This window comes from Nocardioides sp. SRI_004 (assembly GCF_057586415.1).
Genome location: NZ_JBYCZV010000002.1, coordinates 323,630 through 337,902 on the forward strand (window position 1 = coordinate 323,630; position 14,273 = coordinate 337,902).

Here is a 14,273-nt window from a genome sequence, read left to right on the forward strand (position 1 = left end):
TCAGGCAGGGACCACCTTCTCGACGTAGGGCACGAGCCGTACCGGACCGGTCAGGCCGTAGCTCTGGCGGGTGGTGACGCCGTAGACGCCGGGCGTCACGACTCGCAGCCGGTTGAGCAGCGTCGAGGCCACCTCGACCTCGATCACGTTCGCACCGGGGACGAGGGTGTGGCCGAGGTCCACGACCGCGTCCATCGGGTCGAGGGCCGGCAGCAGCTCGCCGTTGACCCGCACCCGGAAGGTGTCGTTGACCTCGCCGAGCTCGAGGAAGGCGCCGTCGGCCGCGGTCCAGTCGGCGCCGAGGTCGACGGTCATGCGGTAGCGGCCGACACCGGAGACGTCCTCGAGACCACTCACCTTCGACCACGCCTGCACGGAGGCGAGGTCGCGGGTGAGGACCTCCTTCGACGTCGCGAGGTCCTTCGGGTCGGCCGGGTTCGCCGGCCTCCAGTCCTCCAGCTCCAGGCTCCACGACGCCGGTACGACGGGCTGCCGGACCCGGTCGACGACCACCTTCGCGGTGCGCCCGTCGGCCTTCGTGAGCTCGAAGGTGCCGGCGGTCGTCGTCCGCAGGGCGGCGTTGGCGCCGCGCGCCACGATGCTCTGGCCGGCCGTCGCGACGGGCAGCACCGAGCGGGCGACGCCCGCGCCGGGCGCGGCCAGTGCGACGACGGTGGACTGCCCGGGCACCAGGTCGACCCGGACCCGGACTCGGGCGCCCGAGCGCTCGTAGGCTGCGATCCGCGTGACCTCGCCGGTCCATGCGTCCAGCAGCCATGGGACGGACGCGCGGTCGGTGGCGGTGAGCCACACGTCCTGCTGGACCGGGTTGAGCCGTCGGTTCTCGGCGTGGCGAGCGTTGGCGAGGTAGTAGAGGTCGACGTCGCCGGTGACCCGGCGGACGTGCATGACCGTGGAGTCGGTGTGCTCGACGTCGCGTACGACGCCGAGGGCAGCCAGCGCGTTGCCGACCTCGGCCTCGGGGACCGTGCGGGTGGTCGGCAACGCACCGATCTGGGTCATCAGCGAGCGGACCTCGGTGGTCGCCGCGGCGTCGTCCCGGCCGGCCGGCGTCACTTGTGTCCAGTCGCCGATGAGCACGATCGGCAGGCCCTTGCGGCCCAGCGCGAACAGTCGCTTCGCGCCGTCGACGTCCATCGTGAAGGCGTTGCCACGCAGGTTGTCGGGGCCCACGACGACGGCCTTGTAGGCCGGGCCGTCCGGGGCCAGGCGGCCGTTCGCGAAGTCCACGCCGTCGAGCGCGAGCAACGACGCGCTCACGAAGGAGTGCGACCAGCCGAGCTTGGTGCCGTTGTTGGTGATCCACTGCGGGCCGATGCCGGTCGATGCCCAGCCCTTGTGCCGCCAGAACGCCACGTCGTACTTCGGGGCGCCGGTCTGCAGGACCAGCTGGGTCCGGGCGAGGTAGGCGGCGATGCCGGGGACGTGCTGCCACTGCGGGGTCCGCGGTCCCCAGGCCTCACCGAAGCCGACGGCGTTGTTGTAGTAGGGCGAGAACGCCGCGAAGCCCGGCCACGTGACGTCGGGCGCCTTCGCATAGGGGAAGCCGTGCACCATCAGGTGGTTGACGCCCGCGACGAAGATGCTGTTGATGGTGAACAGCGCCTGGTTCTGTGCCGTCGGGCTGGTGCTGTTGGCGCCCCAGGTCGTGTTGTAGGCCGCGCCGTTGTAGCAGATCGCCTCGCAGGACAGGACCTTGTGGCCGGCCAGGTCGCGACCGGCCGCCATCACCCGGTAGTCGTCGAGGTTCTTGAAGCCGAGCGACTCGGTCTCCGGCACGTCGACGACCGCCGCGTGCTGCATGGTGTCGGTCTCCAGGCCGTAGGGCTGGATCCGGATGCCCATGCCGAGCGTCTTCGCGAACTCCTGCATCGGGCGCAGGTGCTGGTCGCGGTAGAGGTCGGACAGGACGATGTTGTAGTCGTCGCGGACCTCGTTGGTGCGAAGGTTGTCGGCCGTCGTGGGGTCGGCGGCGGCCAGCGAGAACTGGTACTTCTCGTCCTTCTCCAGCACGAACGGCAGCCACGGCCGCAGGTCGTAGTCGTGGGTCGCCTCGAACGCGTCGAGGAAGTCGCGGGTCCAGATGGTCGCGTCGGTCTCGATCTCGAGGGAGTCCTCGAAGAGGTACCCGCCGGCCGCGCGGAACAGCGCCCGCAGCTCCCCGTCGAGCACGCGGTCCTCCCAGAGGTCGATGACCTTCTGCGCGCCGCGGCGGCTGAAGTGGTCGACCACGTAGGCGCGGGGCGAGGTGTGCGGGCCGGCCTCGGGCTCCTGGCCCGAGCCGCGCTGCCAGGTGGCGAGCAGGACCCAGGTCGCACCGGCGGGCTCGGCGGGGGCGGCCCAGGTGAGGTGCTCACCATCGACCTCGGCGGCCAGGTCGACGTACGACGCCGGGTCGAGGATCGTGCTGGTGATGTTGTTGTTGCGGTCACGCACGTGGCCGGTGACCCGGTGGGCCTGCACCGTGACCAGCTCCTGACGGGTCACCGACGACGCGGCCTCGACGACGGGCTCGGGCAACGCGGCGTCGTAGGCCTGGCCGGCGAGCAATGTCGCCTGCCCGTGCACCAGCTCGGTGCAGGCCGCGTCGTCGTCGGGCGTGATGGTCGGGACGGCCGCGGGCCAGGAGGGCCCGACCGTGACGTCCACGCGCACTCCCCGCTGCGCGGCACGGGCCAGCGCGGCCTTGACCCCGGCCACCCACGGGCCGGTCCCCCAGCCGTGGGACGCGACGTCGATCTCGATGCCGCGGGCGCGCAGGCTGTGGGTGACGTCGGCGACCTCGAGCACGCCGAAGCCGGCGTCGGCGACCTGGTCGACCTCACGGGCGACCTCGACCGGGTCGACGAGGCCGTGCGGCCACCACCAGCGGAAGCCCGCTGCGGTGGCGGTCCCCGGCTTGCGGAAGGCCTTCACGAGGGCGTCGGGGAGTCCGGCGGTGCCGGGCGCAGCGGCTTGGGCCGGAGCCATGGCGGCGGTGCCGGCGGCGCCGACCGCGGCGGCCGTGCCGAGGGTCGCGGCGGCGGCACCGAAGAGCGCGCGCCGGTTGAGGCGGGCGCCGGGGACGGGGGTCGGGTCGGTCATGCGGGTCGGCCTTCCGGGAGGAGTGGGAGGAGGAAGGAGCAGCAGGTCAGGAGATGCGCGCCTCGGCCGCATCCCAGTCGAGTCCGTCGCGCGGCTCGAACCGCTTGACGTTGTACGAGCGACGGACGAGGTCACGCATCGCCGGCAGGTCCGGCAGGTCCGCGCCGAGGGCGCGACCCTGGACGAGGACGTTGCCGAGTGCGGCCGCCTCGACGGGGCCGGCGAGGACGGGCAGGCCGCAGGCGTCGGCCGTGAGCTGGCAGAGCACCTCGTTCTGAGAGCCACCGCCGACGACGTGGACGACCTCGGGCGCGGTGCCCGCGAGCGCTGCCGCGGTGCGGACGTGCCGACGGTAGGCGACGGCGAGGCTGTCCACGATGCAGCGGGTGATCGCGACCGGCGAGTGCGGGATCACCTCGCCGGCCTCAGCCGCCAGCTTCGCGATCCGCTCGGGCATCGGGTCGGCCGCCCTGCTCGGGAAGAGCAGACGGGGGTCGTTGATGTCGACCACCGTACGCAGCGGCTCGAACCCGGCCGCGGCCTCGATCAGCGAGCGCAGCTCGACGTCCTTGAAGCGCCGCTCGCTCCACGAGCGCAGCGACTCCGAGAGGACCCACAGGCCCATCACGTTCTTGAGGAAGCGGACCGTTCCGTCGACGCCGATCTCGTTGGTGAAGTCGGCCAGGCGGGCGTCCTCGGTCAGCACCGGCTGGTCGAGCTCGAGGCCCACCAGCGACCACGTGCCCGAGGAGATGTAGGCGAAGTCCTCGGCCTGCGCGGGGACGCCGACGACCGCCGACGCGGTGTCGTGCGAGCCCACTGCGACGACCGGTACGTCAGCGGACACACCGAGCTCCCGGGCGACGTCGGGCAGCAGCGGGCCGAGCAGGGAGCCCGGCTCCCGCAGGGGAGGGAGGATCCCCCACGGCAGCCCGAGCTCCCGGCACAGGTCGACCGCCCAGGTGCCGGTGCGGACGTCGTACAGCTGGGTGGTCGAGGCGTTGGTGCGCTCGGCGCCGATCGCGCCAGTGAGCCAGTAGCCGAGCAGGTCGGGCAGCAGCAGCATCGTCTCCGCGGACTCCAGCGCAGCCGTGCCGCGGGCGGCGACCAGCTGGTAGAGGGTGTTGAAAGGGAGCTGCTGGATGCCGGTCGTCCCGTAGAGGCGGTCGGCACCGACCTCTGCGACCACCTTCTCGGCGATTCCGTCGACGCGCGCGTCGCGGTGGCTGAAGACCTGGCCGAGCAGCTGGCCGTCGCGGTCGAGCAGCCCGTGGTCGATGGCCCACGAGTCGATGCCGATGCCGTGCAGCGGGCCGGTCCGGGCCACCTCGCCGATGCCGTTGAGCACCTCGCGGTGGATGCCGAGGACATCCCAGAACAGCGAGCCGCGCACCCGCACCGCCCCGTTGGGGAAGCGGTGCATCTCGTTGATCTCGACGCGCTCGCCGCTGATCCGGCCGGACATCACCCGGCCGGAGGTGGCACCGAGGTCGACCGCTGCGACCCGGACGGCGTTCATCGGAGGAAGGCGGCAGCCACCCCGGCGTCGACCGGGATGTGCAGACCGGTGGTGTGGGTGAGCTCGGGTCCGCAGAGCACGAACACGGCGTTGGCGATGTTCTCCGGCAGCACCTCCCGCTTGAGGATCGTGCGCTGGGCGTAGAACTTGCCGAGGTCCTTCTCCTCGACGCCGTAGACGGCGGCCCGGTTGGCGCCCCAGCCGCTGGCGAAGATGCCCGAGCCGGCGACGACGCCGTCGGGATTGACGCCGTTGACCTTGATGCCGTGCTCGCCGAGCTCGGCCGCGAGCAGGCGGACCTGATGGGCCTGGTCGGCCTTCGCGGCGCCGTACGCGACGTTGTTGGGGCCGGCGAAGATCGAGTTCTTGCTGGAGATGTAGACGATGTCACCGCCCAGCTGCTGGTCGATCATCACCTTCGCGGTCGCCTTGGCGACGAGGAAGGAGCCCTTGGCCATCACGTCATGCTGGAGGTCCCAGTCCTTCTCCGTGGTCTCGAGCAGCGAGCGCGAGAGCGAGAGGCCGGCGTTGTTGACGACGAGGTCGACACCCCCGAACGCCAGGACCGCGGCGTCGACGGCGGCCTGGACGGCGGCCTCGTCGCTGACGTCGACCTGGACGCCGACGGCGACGTCCGAGCCGCCCAGTTCCGCGGCGGCCTCTTGGGCCTTCTCCAGGCTGAGGTCCGCGATCACGACGCAGGCGCCCTCGGCAGCCAGCTTGGCGGCGGTCGCCTTGCCGATGCCGGAGGCGGCGCCGGTGACCAGCGCGACCCGGGTGGCGAGCGGCTTCGGCTTCGGCATCCGCTGGAGCTTGGCCTCCTCGAGCGCCCAGTACTCGATGCGGAACTTCTCCGCCTCGTCGATCGGCGCATACGACGACAGGCCCTCGGCGCCGCGCATCACGTTGATCGCGTTGACGTAGAACTCACCGGCCACACGGGCGGTCTGCTTGTCCTTGCCGAAGCTGAACATGCCGACGCCGGGCACCAGCACGATGAGTGGGTCCTTGCCGCGGATCGCCGGCGAGTCCGCGACGGCGTTGCGGTCGTAGTAGCCCTGGTAGTCCTCGCGGTAGGCAACGGCCAGCTCGTGCAGCCGGGCGATGCTGTCCTCGACCGACGCGGTCGGGGGGAGGTCGAGCACCAGGGGCTTCACCTTGGTACGCAGGAAGTGGTCGGGGCAGGAAGTGCCGAGGGCGGCCAGGCGCGGGTGCTCGCTGCTCGCGAGGAATTCGAGGACCACGTCGCTGTCGGTGAAGTGGCCGACCATCGGCCGGTCAGCGCTCGCGATGCCGCGGATGGTCGGGGCGAGCGCGGCGGCCCGTGCCCGGCGCTCGGCGGCCGGCAGGGCGCCGTACCCGTCGAGCGCGGCGCCGAAGGGCTCCGCCTTGCTGTGCTCGGCGATGTACGCCGCCGCGGTGTCGATGATCCAGAGCGAGTTGGCCTCGGCCTCCTCGCTGGTGTCACCCCAGGCGGTGATGCCGTGCCCGCCGAGGATGCAACCGATCGACTGCGGGTTCTGCTCCTTGATCGCGGCGATGTCCAGGCCGAGCTGGAAGCCGGGACGGCGCCACGGCACCCAGACGACCTTGTCGCCGTAGATCTCCTTGGTCAGCGCCTCGCCGTCGGCGGCGGTCGCGATCGCGATGCCGGAGTCGGGGTGCAGGTGGTCCACGTGCGCAGCGTCGACGAGGCCGTGCATGGCGGTGTCGATCGACGGCGCGGCGCCGCCCTTGCCGTGGAGGCAGTAGTCGAACGCGGCAACCATCTCGTCCTCGCGCTCGACACCGGGGTAGACGTCGACCAGGCTGCGCATCCGGTCGAGGCGGAGGACGGCCAGTCCGGACTCGGTGAGGGTGCCGAGGTCGCCGCCGGATCCCTTCACCCAGAGGAGCTCGACGGGCTCGCCGGTGACCGGGTCGGTCTCGGTGCCCTTGGCCGAGGTGTTGCCGCCCGCGTAGTTGGTGTTCTTGGGGTCGGCGCCGAGGCGGTTGGAGCGCGCGATCAGCGCGGCCGCTGCGGGGTTCGTCATGACGTCCTTCTCGGGGTGCGGTTGGTCTGGTCGGTCACGGGGTCTCGTGTCGGTCGCTGCGCGACCTCCTCGACCACCGGCGGTTGGTCAGTTCCAGGACAGCTGGGTGCCGCCGACGCGGGCGGCCTCGATCTGCGCCTGGTAGCCGGACTCGGCGTACGCCTTCATCGGGTCGCCGGGCAGGCCGCGCTCCTCGCGCCAAGCGGCGAGGTCGGCGCGGACGTCGGTGTAGAAGGCGTCCATCAGCACACCGTGTGCGCCGAGCACGTCACCGGCCGACTGTGCGGCGTCGAGCGCCTCGCGGTCGACGAGCAGCGCCCGCGCGGTCATCTCCTGCACGTTGAGCACGGAGCGGATCTGGCCGGGGATCTTGTCCTCGACGTTGTGGCACTGGTCGAGCATGAACGCGACCTCGCTGCGGCCGTCCGGGTTGGCCGGGCCGTAGCCGCCGCCACGGATCACCTCGAACAGGATGCGGAAGAGCTGGAACGGGTCGGCCGCGCCGACGATGAGGTCGTCGTCGGCGTAGAAGCGCGAGTTGAAGTCGAACGAGCCGAGCTTCCCGAGCCGCAGCAGCTGCATCACGATGAACTCGATGTTGGTGCCGGGCGCGTGGTGGCCGGTGTCGAGGCAGACCACGGCGCGCTCGCCGAGGGCGCTCACCTGGGCGTACGACGTGCCCCAGTCCGGGACGTCGGTGTGGTAGAACGCCGGCTCGAAGAACTTGTACTCGAGCACGAGTCGCTGGTCCTCGCCGATCCGGTCGTAGATCGCGGCCAGCGACTCGGCGAGCCGGTCCTGGCGGCCACGGAGGTCGGCCTGGCCGGGGTAGTTGCTGCCCTCGGCGAGCCAGATCTTGAGGTCGCGCGAGCCGGTCGCGTGCATGATGTCGATGCACTCGAAGTGGTGGTCGATCGCCTTCTGGCGGACCTTGGGGTCGACGTGGGTCAGGGCGCCGAACTTGTAGTCGTCGTCCTGGAAGGTGTTCGAGTTGATGGTGCCGAGCGCGACACCCTGCTCGCCGGCGTAGGACCGCAGCGCGGCGTAGTCGTCGACCTTGTCCCACGGGATGTGGAGGGCGACCGTCGGGGCGAGTCCGGTGAACCGGTGCACGGTCGCGGCGTCGGCGATCTTCTCCTCGACCGAGCGCGGGGTCCCCGCGCTGCCGAAGACCTTGAACCGGGTGCCGGAGTTGCCGAACGCCCAGGACGGGAGCTCGATGGCCTGGCCTTCGAGCTGGGCCGCGATGGCGGCGAATCCCTGGTGACTTGTCATGATCGTGTGCCTTCGAGCTGGTCGTCGAGGTTGAACACCTCGTGGAGCAGGACGAACCCCTCGTCGGGTGCGCCCTCGAGCTGGGTGAAGTACGGCGCCATCTCGGCCTGCCACCGGGCGTTGACCTCGGTGGCGGCCATGGCGGCCTGGGCGGCGACCAGGTCGTCGGACTCGACGTAACCGATCAGCAGCCCGTCCTCCCGCAGGAACAGGGAGTAGTTGCGCCAGCCCGTCTCCTCGAGCGCGTCGAGCATCTCCGGCCAGACGGTCCGATGGCGCTCGACGTACTCCTCCATCCGGTCGGGACGGACCTGGAGACTGAAGCAGTAGCGGGGCATGGGTGACCTCCTCTCCCTGTTCCTGCGGGTGGGTGACGGCTCAGAAGTTGAAGTCGTCGATGTTGTCGGCGTTGTAGCGGAACGGGTCGCCCAGCAGGACGGTGCCGTTCTCGTCGACGGTGAACTCACCGAGGTCGCCGGCCTCGAAGGTGTCGCCCTCCTTGCCGGTGATGTCGCCGTCGACGAGCGCCTTGGTGGCGTACGCCGCCAGGTAGCCCAGGTCCTCCGGGTTCCAGAGCGCGAACTCCTTGACGGTGCCGTCCTTGACGTAGTCGCGCATCTGGTTCGGGGTGCCGAGGCCGGTCAGCGCGACCTTGCCCTTGGCGTCCGAGGTCGACAGGTAGCGCGCGGCCGCGGAGATGCCGACGGTCGTGGGCGAGATGATGCCCTTGAGGTTCGGGTGGTCCGCCAGCAGCGCGGCCGTCTTGTCGAACGAGGTCTGGTCGTCGTCGTCGCCGTAGACGGTGTCGACGAGCTTGATGTCGGGGTGGCTCTTCAGCTCCTCCTCCATCAGCTTGATCCAGGCGTTCTGGTTGGTCGCGTTGGCGGCCGCCGACAGGATCGCGATCTCGCCGGAGTCACCGATCTGCTCGGCGATCATGTCGACCTGGACCTTCGCGATGCCCTCGGCGGTGGCCTGGTTGATGAACAGGTCGCGGCACTCGGCGTCGGTGTCGGAGTCGAAGGTGACGACCTTCGTGCCGGCGTCGCGGGCGGCGTCGAGCGAGTCGCACAGCGCCGTCGGGTCGTTGGCGGAGACGACGAGGCCCTTCACGCCCTGCTGGGCGGCGGTGTCGATGAAGCTGACCTGGGCGTCGGGGCCGGCGGTGTCGGGACCCACCTCGTCGTACGTGCCACCGAACTCCTCGACGGCCTTCTTGCCGCCGGCGTCGCTGGTCTCGAAGTACGGGTTGCCGAGGTTCTTCGGCAGGAAGGTGACCGTGACGTCACCGCCGTCGCTGCCCGAGCCGCCGTCGTCGCTGCTTCCGCAGGCGGCGAGGCCGAGGGAGGCGACCAGCGCCAGGGCGGCGCCGGCAGCGAACCGCTTGGAGTTGATCCTCATTGACTTGCCTTTCGGGTTTGGTCGCCGTTGACCGGCGTCTGTGGTGCGGTAGCTGCTACCGCTGCCCGCCGCGGGATCAAGGCCCGGATACGCGGCAGGAAGTTGGAGGCGATCACCGAGCCGACCAGCAGGAGGCCGATGATGATCTGGATGACCTCGGAGCCCTGCCCGTCGAGCTGGAGCGCCGAGTTGAGGACGGCGATGAGGAGGACGCCGGCGACCACGCCGTGCAGGGCTCCGCGCCCGCCGAAGATGGAGACCCCGCCGAGCAGCACGCCCGCGATGACCTTGAGCTCGAAGCCGTTGCCGGTGTCGGTGGCGACCGAGTTCGCCTTGAGCGCGACGTACACCCCGGCGAGGGCGGCGACCGCACCGCTGAGCGTGAACAGGATGAGCTTGGTGCGGGCGACGTTGACGCCGGAGAAGTGCGCGGCCTCGTCGCTCAGGCCGATCTCGAAGACCCCGCGGCCGAAGCTGGTGAAGTGCAGCAGCAGCGCGAACAGCACGGCCAGGACGGCGATCGGGATGACGATGTTGGGGTACTGCGACTCGCCGATCCGCTCGGTCGGCCAGTCCTGCCAGCTCTCCGGGAAGCCGGCGATCCGCTTGTCCTGGATGAGTCCCTCCGCCAGACCGCGGTAGAGCGCGAGGCTCCCGATCGTGACCGCGAGCGAGGGCAGTCCGACGTAGGCGACGAAGAAGCCGTTGAGCGCGCCGAGGAGCGCACCGACGCCGATCGCGACGAGCGCGGCGACCGGGACCGACAGGTCGTGCTCCACGACCAGCACGCCGGTGATCGCGGCGCTCGCGCCGAGGGTGCTCGCGACGGAGAGGTCGATCTCGCCGGTGATGATGATCAGCGTCATCGGCAGCGCCATCAGCAGGATCGGCGCGTACTCCTTGCTGAGGTTGTACGTCGTCAGTGGGCCGTCGAAGAACTGCACGTTGGCCATCGCGTAGAGGTAGACCGCGACCAGGCCGAGGATGACCGCCGCCTCGCGGTTGAGCAGGACGCGGGCAAGGAGGTTGCGGGAGTACGCCGGGTAGGTGCGGGCCGGAGCGGCAGCAGCCGGCGTCGGCTCCTTCGTCAGGGTGCTCATGCGTGGTCCCTCGCTTCCACGAGCTTGTTCGTACGACGGACGCTCAGCACGCGGTCCAGAACGATCGAGCCGATGATCAGAGCGCCGACGACGGCGCCCTGCCAGAACTCGCTGATGCCGAGGATCGGGAGCGCCCGGTTGATGGTGACCAGGAGGAAGGCGCCGATGGCGGCGCCCCAGACGGTGCCGCTGCCGCCGAAGATGGCGACCCCGCCGATGACGACGGCGGCGACGGCCTGGAGCTCGATGCCGGAGCCGGTGCCGGAGAAGGCCGTGGCGTAGCGGGCGGCGGAGAAGACCCCGGCGAGTCCCGCGAGCGCGCCGCAGAGGACGAAGGCGCCGAACACGCGGCGACCGGAGGGCAGCCCGTAGAGGTCGGCGGCGTCCGGGTCGGAGCCGATCGCGTAGAGCTCGCGGCCGCCGCGGGCGGTGTGGAGGTAGTAGCCGACCAGGCCGACGACGACGAGCGCGATGATCGTGAGCACCGGGATCGTGAGCACCTGCTGGGTGCCGAGCTTCTCGAAGTGGGCCGGGTAGTCGCCCGCCGTCATCCGGTCGCTGCCGACCTCATGGGTCAGCGCGCCACGCAGGACGTACATCGTGCCGAGCGTGATCACCAGGGCCGGCACCTTGAAGACGGTGACCAGCAGGCCGTTGAGGGCGCCGACGACCGCGCCGATGGCGAGGCCGGCCACGAACACGACCACGACCGACGTCTCGGGATTGGCGACGAAGATCTTCCCTGTCGCATAGGCGGTGATGCCGAGCGTCGAGCCGACCGAGAGATCGACGTTGCGGGTGACCACGACCACCATCTGGCCGACAGCGAGCAGGAGCAGGATCGACGGCGCGAGCAGGGTGTCGCGCCAGCCGTCGGCGCTGAACACGAACGAGCTGCGGCGGCTGGTCGCGACGATGAGGATCAATGCCAGCACGATCACGATGGCGAGCTCGCGGGAGCGGAGCAGCGCCTGCAGTACGCGGGTCGCAGCGCTCTCCTGCGAGGGATGGAGGGTGGCGGTGCTCATGATGCAGCCGGCTCCTTCGTGGACGAGGGCTGCGCCGAGCGGGTGGCGGCGGCCATGACGTTCTCGGGGGTAGCCACGTCGCGGGCGAGGTCGGCGGTCAGCCGGCCCTCGCAGACGACGAGGACGCGGTCGGCCATGCCGAGGACCTCCGGCAGCTCGGAGGAGATCATCAGGATCGCGAGGCCCTGGCCGGCGAGGTCGGAGAGCAGGCGGTGGACCTCGGCCTTGGTGCCGACGTCGATGCCGCGGGTCGGCTCGTCGATGATCAGCAGCTTCGGCCCGGTCGCCAGCCATTTGGCGATGACGACCTTCTGCTGGTTGCCGCCGCTCATGGTGGCGGCCCGCATGTCGAGGGCGCTCGTCTTGACCTGCAGCTTCGCAGCCCATGGTCCGGCCGCCCTGTTCTCGGCCGAGGCGGTGAGCAGACCCGCCTTGCTGAGCCCGCCGCGGATGACCGACGCGACGTTCTTCGCGACCGAGCCCTCGATCACGAGGCCCTGCTGGCGCCGGTCCTCCGGGACGAACGCCATGCCCGCACGGATCGCCCGCCGGGGCTGCCGCTTCGGGACGGGCCTGCCGTTGAGCGCGACCCGCCCGGCGTCGTACCCGTCCACACCGAAGACGGCCCGCGCGATCTCGCTGCGGCCGGCCCCGACAAGGCCGGCCAGGCCGACGATCTCCCCGGCACGGACCTGGAAGGTGATGTCGTGGAACTCGCCGGCGGAGCTGAGGTCCTCGACCTCGAGGACGACCTCGCCGATCTCGGCGGGCGTCTTCGGGAAGAGCTCGGCGACCTCGCGGCCGACCATCTTCGCGACGATCTCGGCCTCGGTGGTCTCGGCGATCCGGTGGGTGGAGACGTAGGCCCCGTCGCGCATGACGGTGACGGTGTCGCAGAGGTCGAAGACCTCGTCGAAGCGGTGCGAGATGAAGACCAGCGCGCGACCCTCGTCGCGGAGGCTGCGCGCGACCGCGAACAGACGGGCGACCTCGTTGCCGCTCAGTGCCGCGGTCGGCTCATCCATCACGAGCAGCTTCGCGTCGAGCGAGATGGCCTTGGCGATCTCGATGAGCTGCTGGTCGGCGATCGACAGGCCGTTCGCGACCCGGCGGGGGTCGATGGCGACGCCCAGCCGGGCGAAGAGGGCGCTCGCCTCGTCGTACATCCGCGTGCGGTCGATCCGGCGGCCGCGGCCGAGCGGGTGCCGGCCCATGAAGATGTTCTCCGCGACCGAGAGGTCCGGGAACAGCGTCGGCTCCTGGTAGATCACCGCGACGCCAGCGGCCTTCGAGTCGGCCGTCGAGCCGAAGTCGACTGGCTGGCCCAGGAGCCGGAACACCCCCGCGTCGCGACGGTGCACGCCGGCGACGATCTTGACCAGGGTCGACTTGCCGGCGCCGTTCTCGCCGACCAGCGCGTGGATGGACCCGGGGTCCACCACGAGAGTGCCCGAACGCAGGGCCGCGACGGCGCCGAAGGACTTCGCGACGTCACGCAACTCGAGGGTCGGCGCGATGCGCTCCTCGTGACCCGCTGCTGTCGACATCTCTCTCCTCAAGCTCTGGACATCAGGCGATTGAAAGGTTTCAATCGGCGATAACGGGACAGTAGGTGACTGCGATCACACACGTCAAGGAGCCCGTCGAAACTTTCTTGAAACGAATCAAATGTCGCGGGCTGACGGCGCCGTGGTCCTAGGGTGAGCCCACACGGAGGAGGAACGGTGACCACCAGCGAGGCCGCCCGGCCGGGCGAGCAGGGACGCAACGTCTCGGTCAAGGACGTCGCGTCCGCGGCCGGCGTCTCCGTCGGGACGGTGTCCAACGTCCTCAACCGACCGGAGAAGGTCTCCCCCGCCACGCTCGAGCACGTGCAGCGCGTCATCGGCGAGCTGGGCTTCATCCGCAACGACGCCGCGCGCCAGCTGCGGGCCGGCACCAACCGCGCTGTCGGGATGATCGTGCTCGACGTCCGCAACCCGTTCTTCACCGACGTCGCGCGGGGCGTCGAGCTGCGCCTGGGCGAGCACCGCCGACCGCTCATCCTCGGCAGCTCGGGCCAGGACGCCGAGCGCGAGTCGACCTACCTCGACCTGTTCGAGGAGCAACGGGTCAGCGGCCTGCTCATCACCCCCGTCGGCAAGGTGCTCCCCCGGCTGCGTCGGCTGAGGGAGCGCGGCACACAGGTCGTGGTGGTCGACCGTCGTACCGGTTCACGGGAGTTCTCGTCAGTCGCTGTCGACGACGTGCGGGGCGGGCGGATCGCCGCCGCGCACCTCGTCGAAGTGGGACGCCGCCGGTTGGCCTTCATCGGCGGCCCGCGGGGCCTGACCCAGATCAAGCACCGCCTCCGCGGGGCGGAGTCAGTCGTCGCCGAGCACGCCGGCACCTCGCTCCGCTTCGTCGAGACCGGGACCATGGACGCCGACGCCGGCCGCCAGGGCGCGGAGTCGCTGCTCGCACTGCCTGCCCGCGAATGGCCCGACGCGATCTTCGCAGCCAACGACCTCGTCGCTCTTGGCGTGCTCCAGGCGCTCACCCTCGCCGGCGTCCGGGTGCCCGACGACGTCGCGATCCTCGGCTACGACGACATCGACTTCGCCGCGTCCGCCGCGATCCCGCTGAGCTCCGTCCGCCAGCCCCGCGAGGAGCTGGGCGAAGTCGCCACCGACCTCCTGCTGGCCGCCATCGAGGATCCGTCCGCGCAGGTGCGCGACATCGTGCTTGAGCCCGAGCTCGTCGTACGACGCTCGACAGGCTGAGTTCCTGCCGAGACAGCAGGCGAACTGGCGACGCGTCCACCGCCTTGCCA

Annotated in this window: 10 protein-coding genes; 1 reads left to right on the forward strand and 9 read right to left on the reverse strand. The window is 70.7% G+C overall.

Going from position 1 to position 14,273, the window contains the following annotated elements; genetic code table 11:
- The 9 genes from AC2YHB_RS03735 to AC2YHB_RS03775 all read right to left on the reverse strand — a co-directional run bounded on the left by AC2YHB_RS03735 (position 1) and on the right by AC2YHB_RS03775 (position 13,008).
- Complete coding sequence (locus AC2YHB_RS03735) at positions 1-3,105, reverse strand: glycosyl hydrolase (RefSeq protein ID WP_179649447.1); 3,105 nt, start codon at positions 3,103-3,105, stop codon at positions 1-3.
- 46 nt (positions 3,106-3,151) lie between these two features.
- The gene (locus tag AC2YHB_RS03740; RefSeq protein ID WP_179649445.1) at positions 3,152-4,624 is read right to left on the reverse strand and encodes a rhamnulokinase; all 1,473 of its coding nucleotides are present in this window, start codon (positions 4,622-4,624) and stop codon (positions 3,152-3,154) included.
- A complete protein-coding gene (locus AC2YHB_RS03745; RefSeq protein ID WP_036547155.1) occupies positions 4,621-6,657 on the reverse strand; it encodes a bifunctional rhamnulose-1-phosphate aldolase/short-chain dehydrogenase in 2,037 nt (678 codons plus the stop codon). Before AC2YHB_RS03745 ends, AC2YHB_RS03740 begins: the two co-directional genes overlap by 4 nt.
- Before the next feature lie 87 nt (positions 6,658-6,744).
- The gene (gene rhaI, locus AC2YHB_RS03750) at positions 6,745-7,932 is read right to left on the reverse strand and encodes an L-rhamnose isomerase (RefSeq protein WP_036547152.1); all 1,188 of its coding nucleotides are present in this window, start codon (positions 7,930-7,932) and stop codon (positions 6,745-6,747) included.
- Positions 7,929-8,270, reverse strand: a complete 342-nt coding sequence (locus AC2YHB_RS03755; protein WP_036547149.1) for an L-rhamnose mutarotase — start codon at positions 8,268-8,270, stop codon at positions 7,929-7,931. Before AC2YHB_RS03755 ends, rhaI begins: the two co-directional genes overlap by 4 nt.
- 40 nt (positions 8,271-8,310) lie before the next feature.
- Positions 8,311-9,333: a rhamnose ABC transporter substrate-binding protein gene (gene rhaS / locus AC2YHB_RS03760; RefSeq protein WP_179649443.1), complete on the reverse strand. Its 1,023-nt coding sequence runs from the start codon at positions 9,331-9,333 to the stop codon at positions 8,311-8,313.
- Positions 9,330-10,433: an ABC transporter permease gene (locus AC2YHB_RS03765; RefSeq protein ID WP_179649441.1), complete on the reverse strand. Its 1,104-nt coding sequence runs from the start codon at positions 10,431-10,433 to the stop codon at positions 9,330-9,332. Before AC2YHB_RS03765 ends, rhaS begins: the two co-directional genes overlap by 4 nt.
- Entirely contained in the window at positions 10,430-11,461 is a 1,032-nt protein-coding gene (locus tag AC2YHB_RS03770; RefSeq protein WP_036547143.1) for an ABC transporter permease, read from the reverse strand. The genes AC2YHB_RS03765 and AC2YHB_RS03770 overlap by 4 nt, the downstream gene beginning before the upstream one ends.
- Positions 11,458-13,008 carry a sugar ABC transporter ATP-binding protein gene (locus tag AC2YHB_RS03775; protein WP_179649439.1) on the reverse strand — a complete coding sequence of 517 codons (1,551 nt, stop codon included), beginning with the start codon at positions 13,006-13,008 and terminating at the stop codon, positions 11,458-11,460. The genes AC2YHB_RS03770 and AC2YHB_RS03775 overlap by 4 nt, the downstream gene beginning before the upstream one ends.
- A 177-nt stretch (positions 13,009-13,185) precedes the next feature.
- Between AC2YHB_RS03775 and AC2YHB_RS03780 the strand changes: the two genes are divergently transcribed.
- Positions 13,186-14,223: a LacI family DNA-binding transcriptional regulator gene (locus tag AC2YHB_RS03780; RefSeq protein WP_179649437.1), complete on the forward strand. Its 1,038-nt coding sequence runs from the start codon at positions 13,186-13,188 to the stop codon at positions 14,221-14,223.
- Positions 14,224-14,273: the final 50 nt, after the last annotated feature.

Bases quoted from the DNA above. Each gene is read 5' to 3' on its own strand.
- AC2YHB_RS03735 (WP_179649447.1), bottom strand. From the start codon at position 3,105: ATGACCGACCCGACCCCCGTCCCCGGCGCCCGCCTCAACCGGCGCGCG.
- AC2YHB_RS03740 (WP_179649445.1), bottom strand. From the start codon at position 4,624: ATGAACGCCGTCCGGGTCGCAGCGGTCGACCTCGGTGCCACCTCCGGC.
- AC2YHB_RS03745 (WP_036547155.1), bottom strand. From the start codon at position 6,657: ATGACGAACCCCGCAGCGGCCGCGCTGATCGCGCGCTCCAACCGCCTC.
- rhaI (WP_036547152.1), bottom strand. From the start codon at position 7,932: ATGACAAGTCACCAGGGATTCGCCGCCATCGCGGCCCAGCTCGAAGGC.
- AC2YHB_RS03755 (WP_036547149.1), bottom strand. From the start codon at position 8,270: ATGCCCCGCTACTGCTTCAGTCTCCAGGTCCGTCCCGACCGGATGGAG.
- rhaS (WP_179649443.1), bottom strand. From the start codon at position 9,333: ATGAGGATCAACTCCAAGCGGTTCGCTGCCGGCGCCGCCCTGGCGCTG.
- AC2YHB_RS03765 (WP_179649441.1), bottom strand. From the start codon at position 10,433: ATGAGCACCCTGACGAAGGAGCCGACGCCGGCTGCTGCCGCTCCGGCC.
- AC2YHB_RS03770 (WP_036547143.1), bottom strand. From the start codon at position 11,461: ATGAGCACCGCCACCCTCCATCCCTCGCAGGAGAGCGCTGCGACCCGC.
- AC2YHB_RS03775 (WP_179649439.1), bottom strand. From the start codon at position 13,008: ATGTCGACAGCAGCGGGTCACGAGGAGCGCATCGCGCCGACCCTCGAG.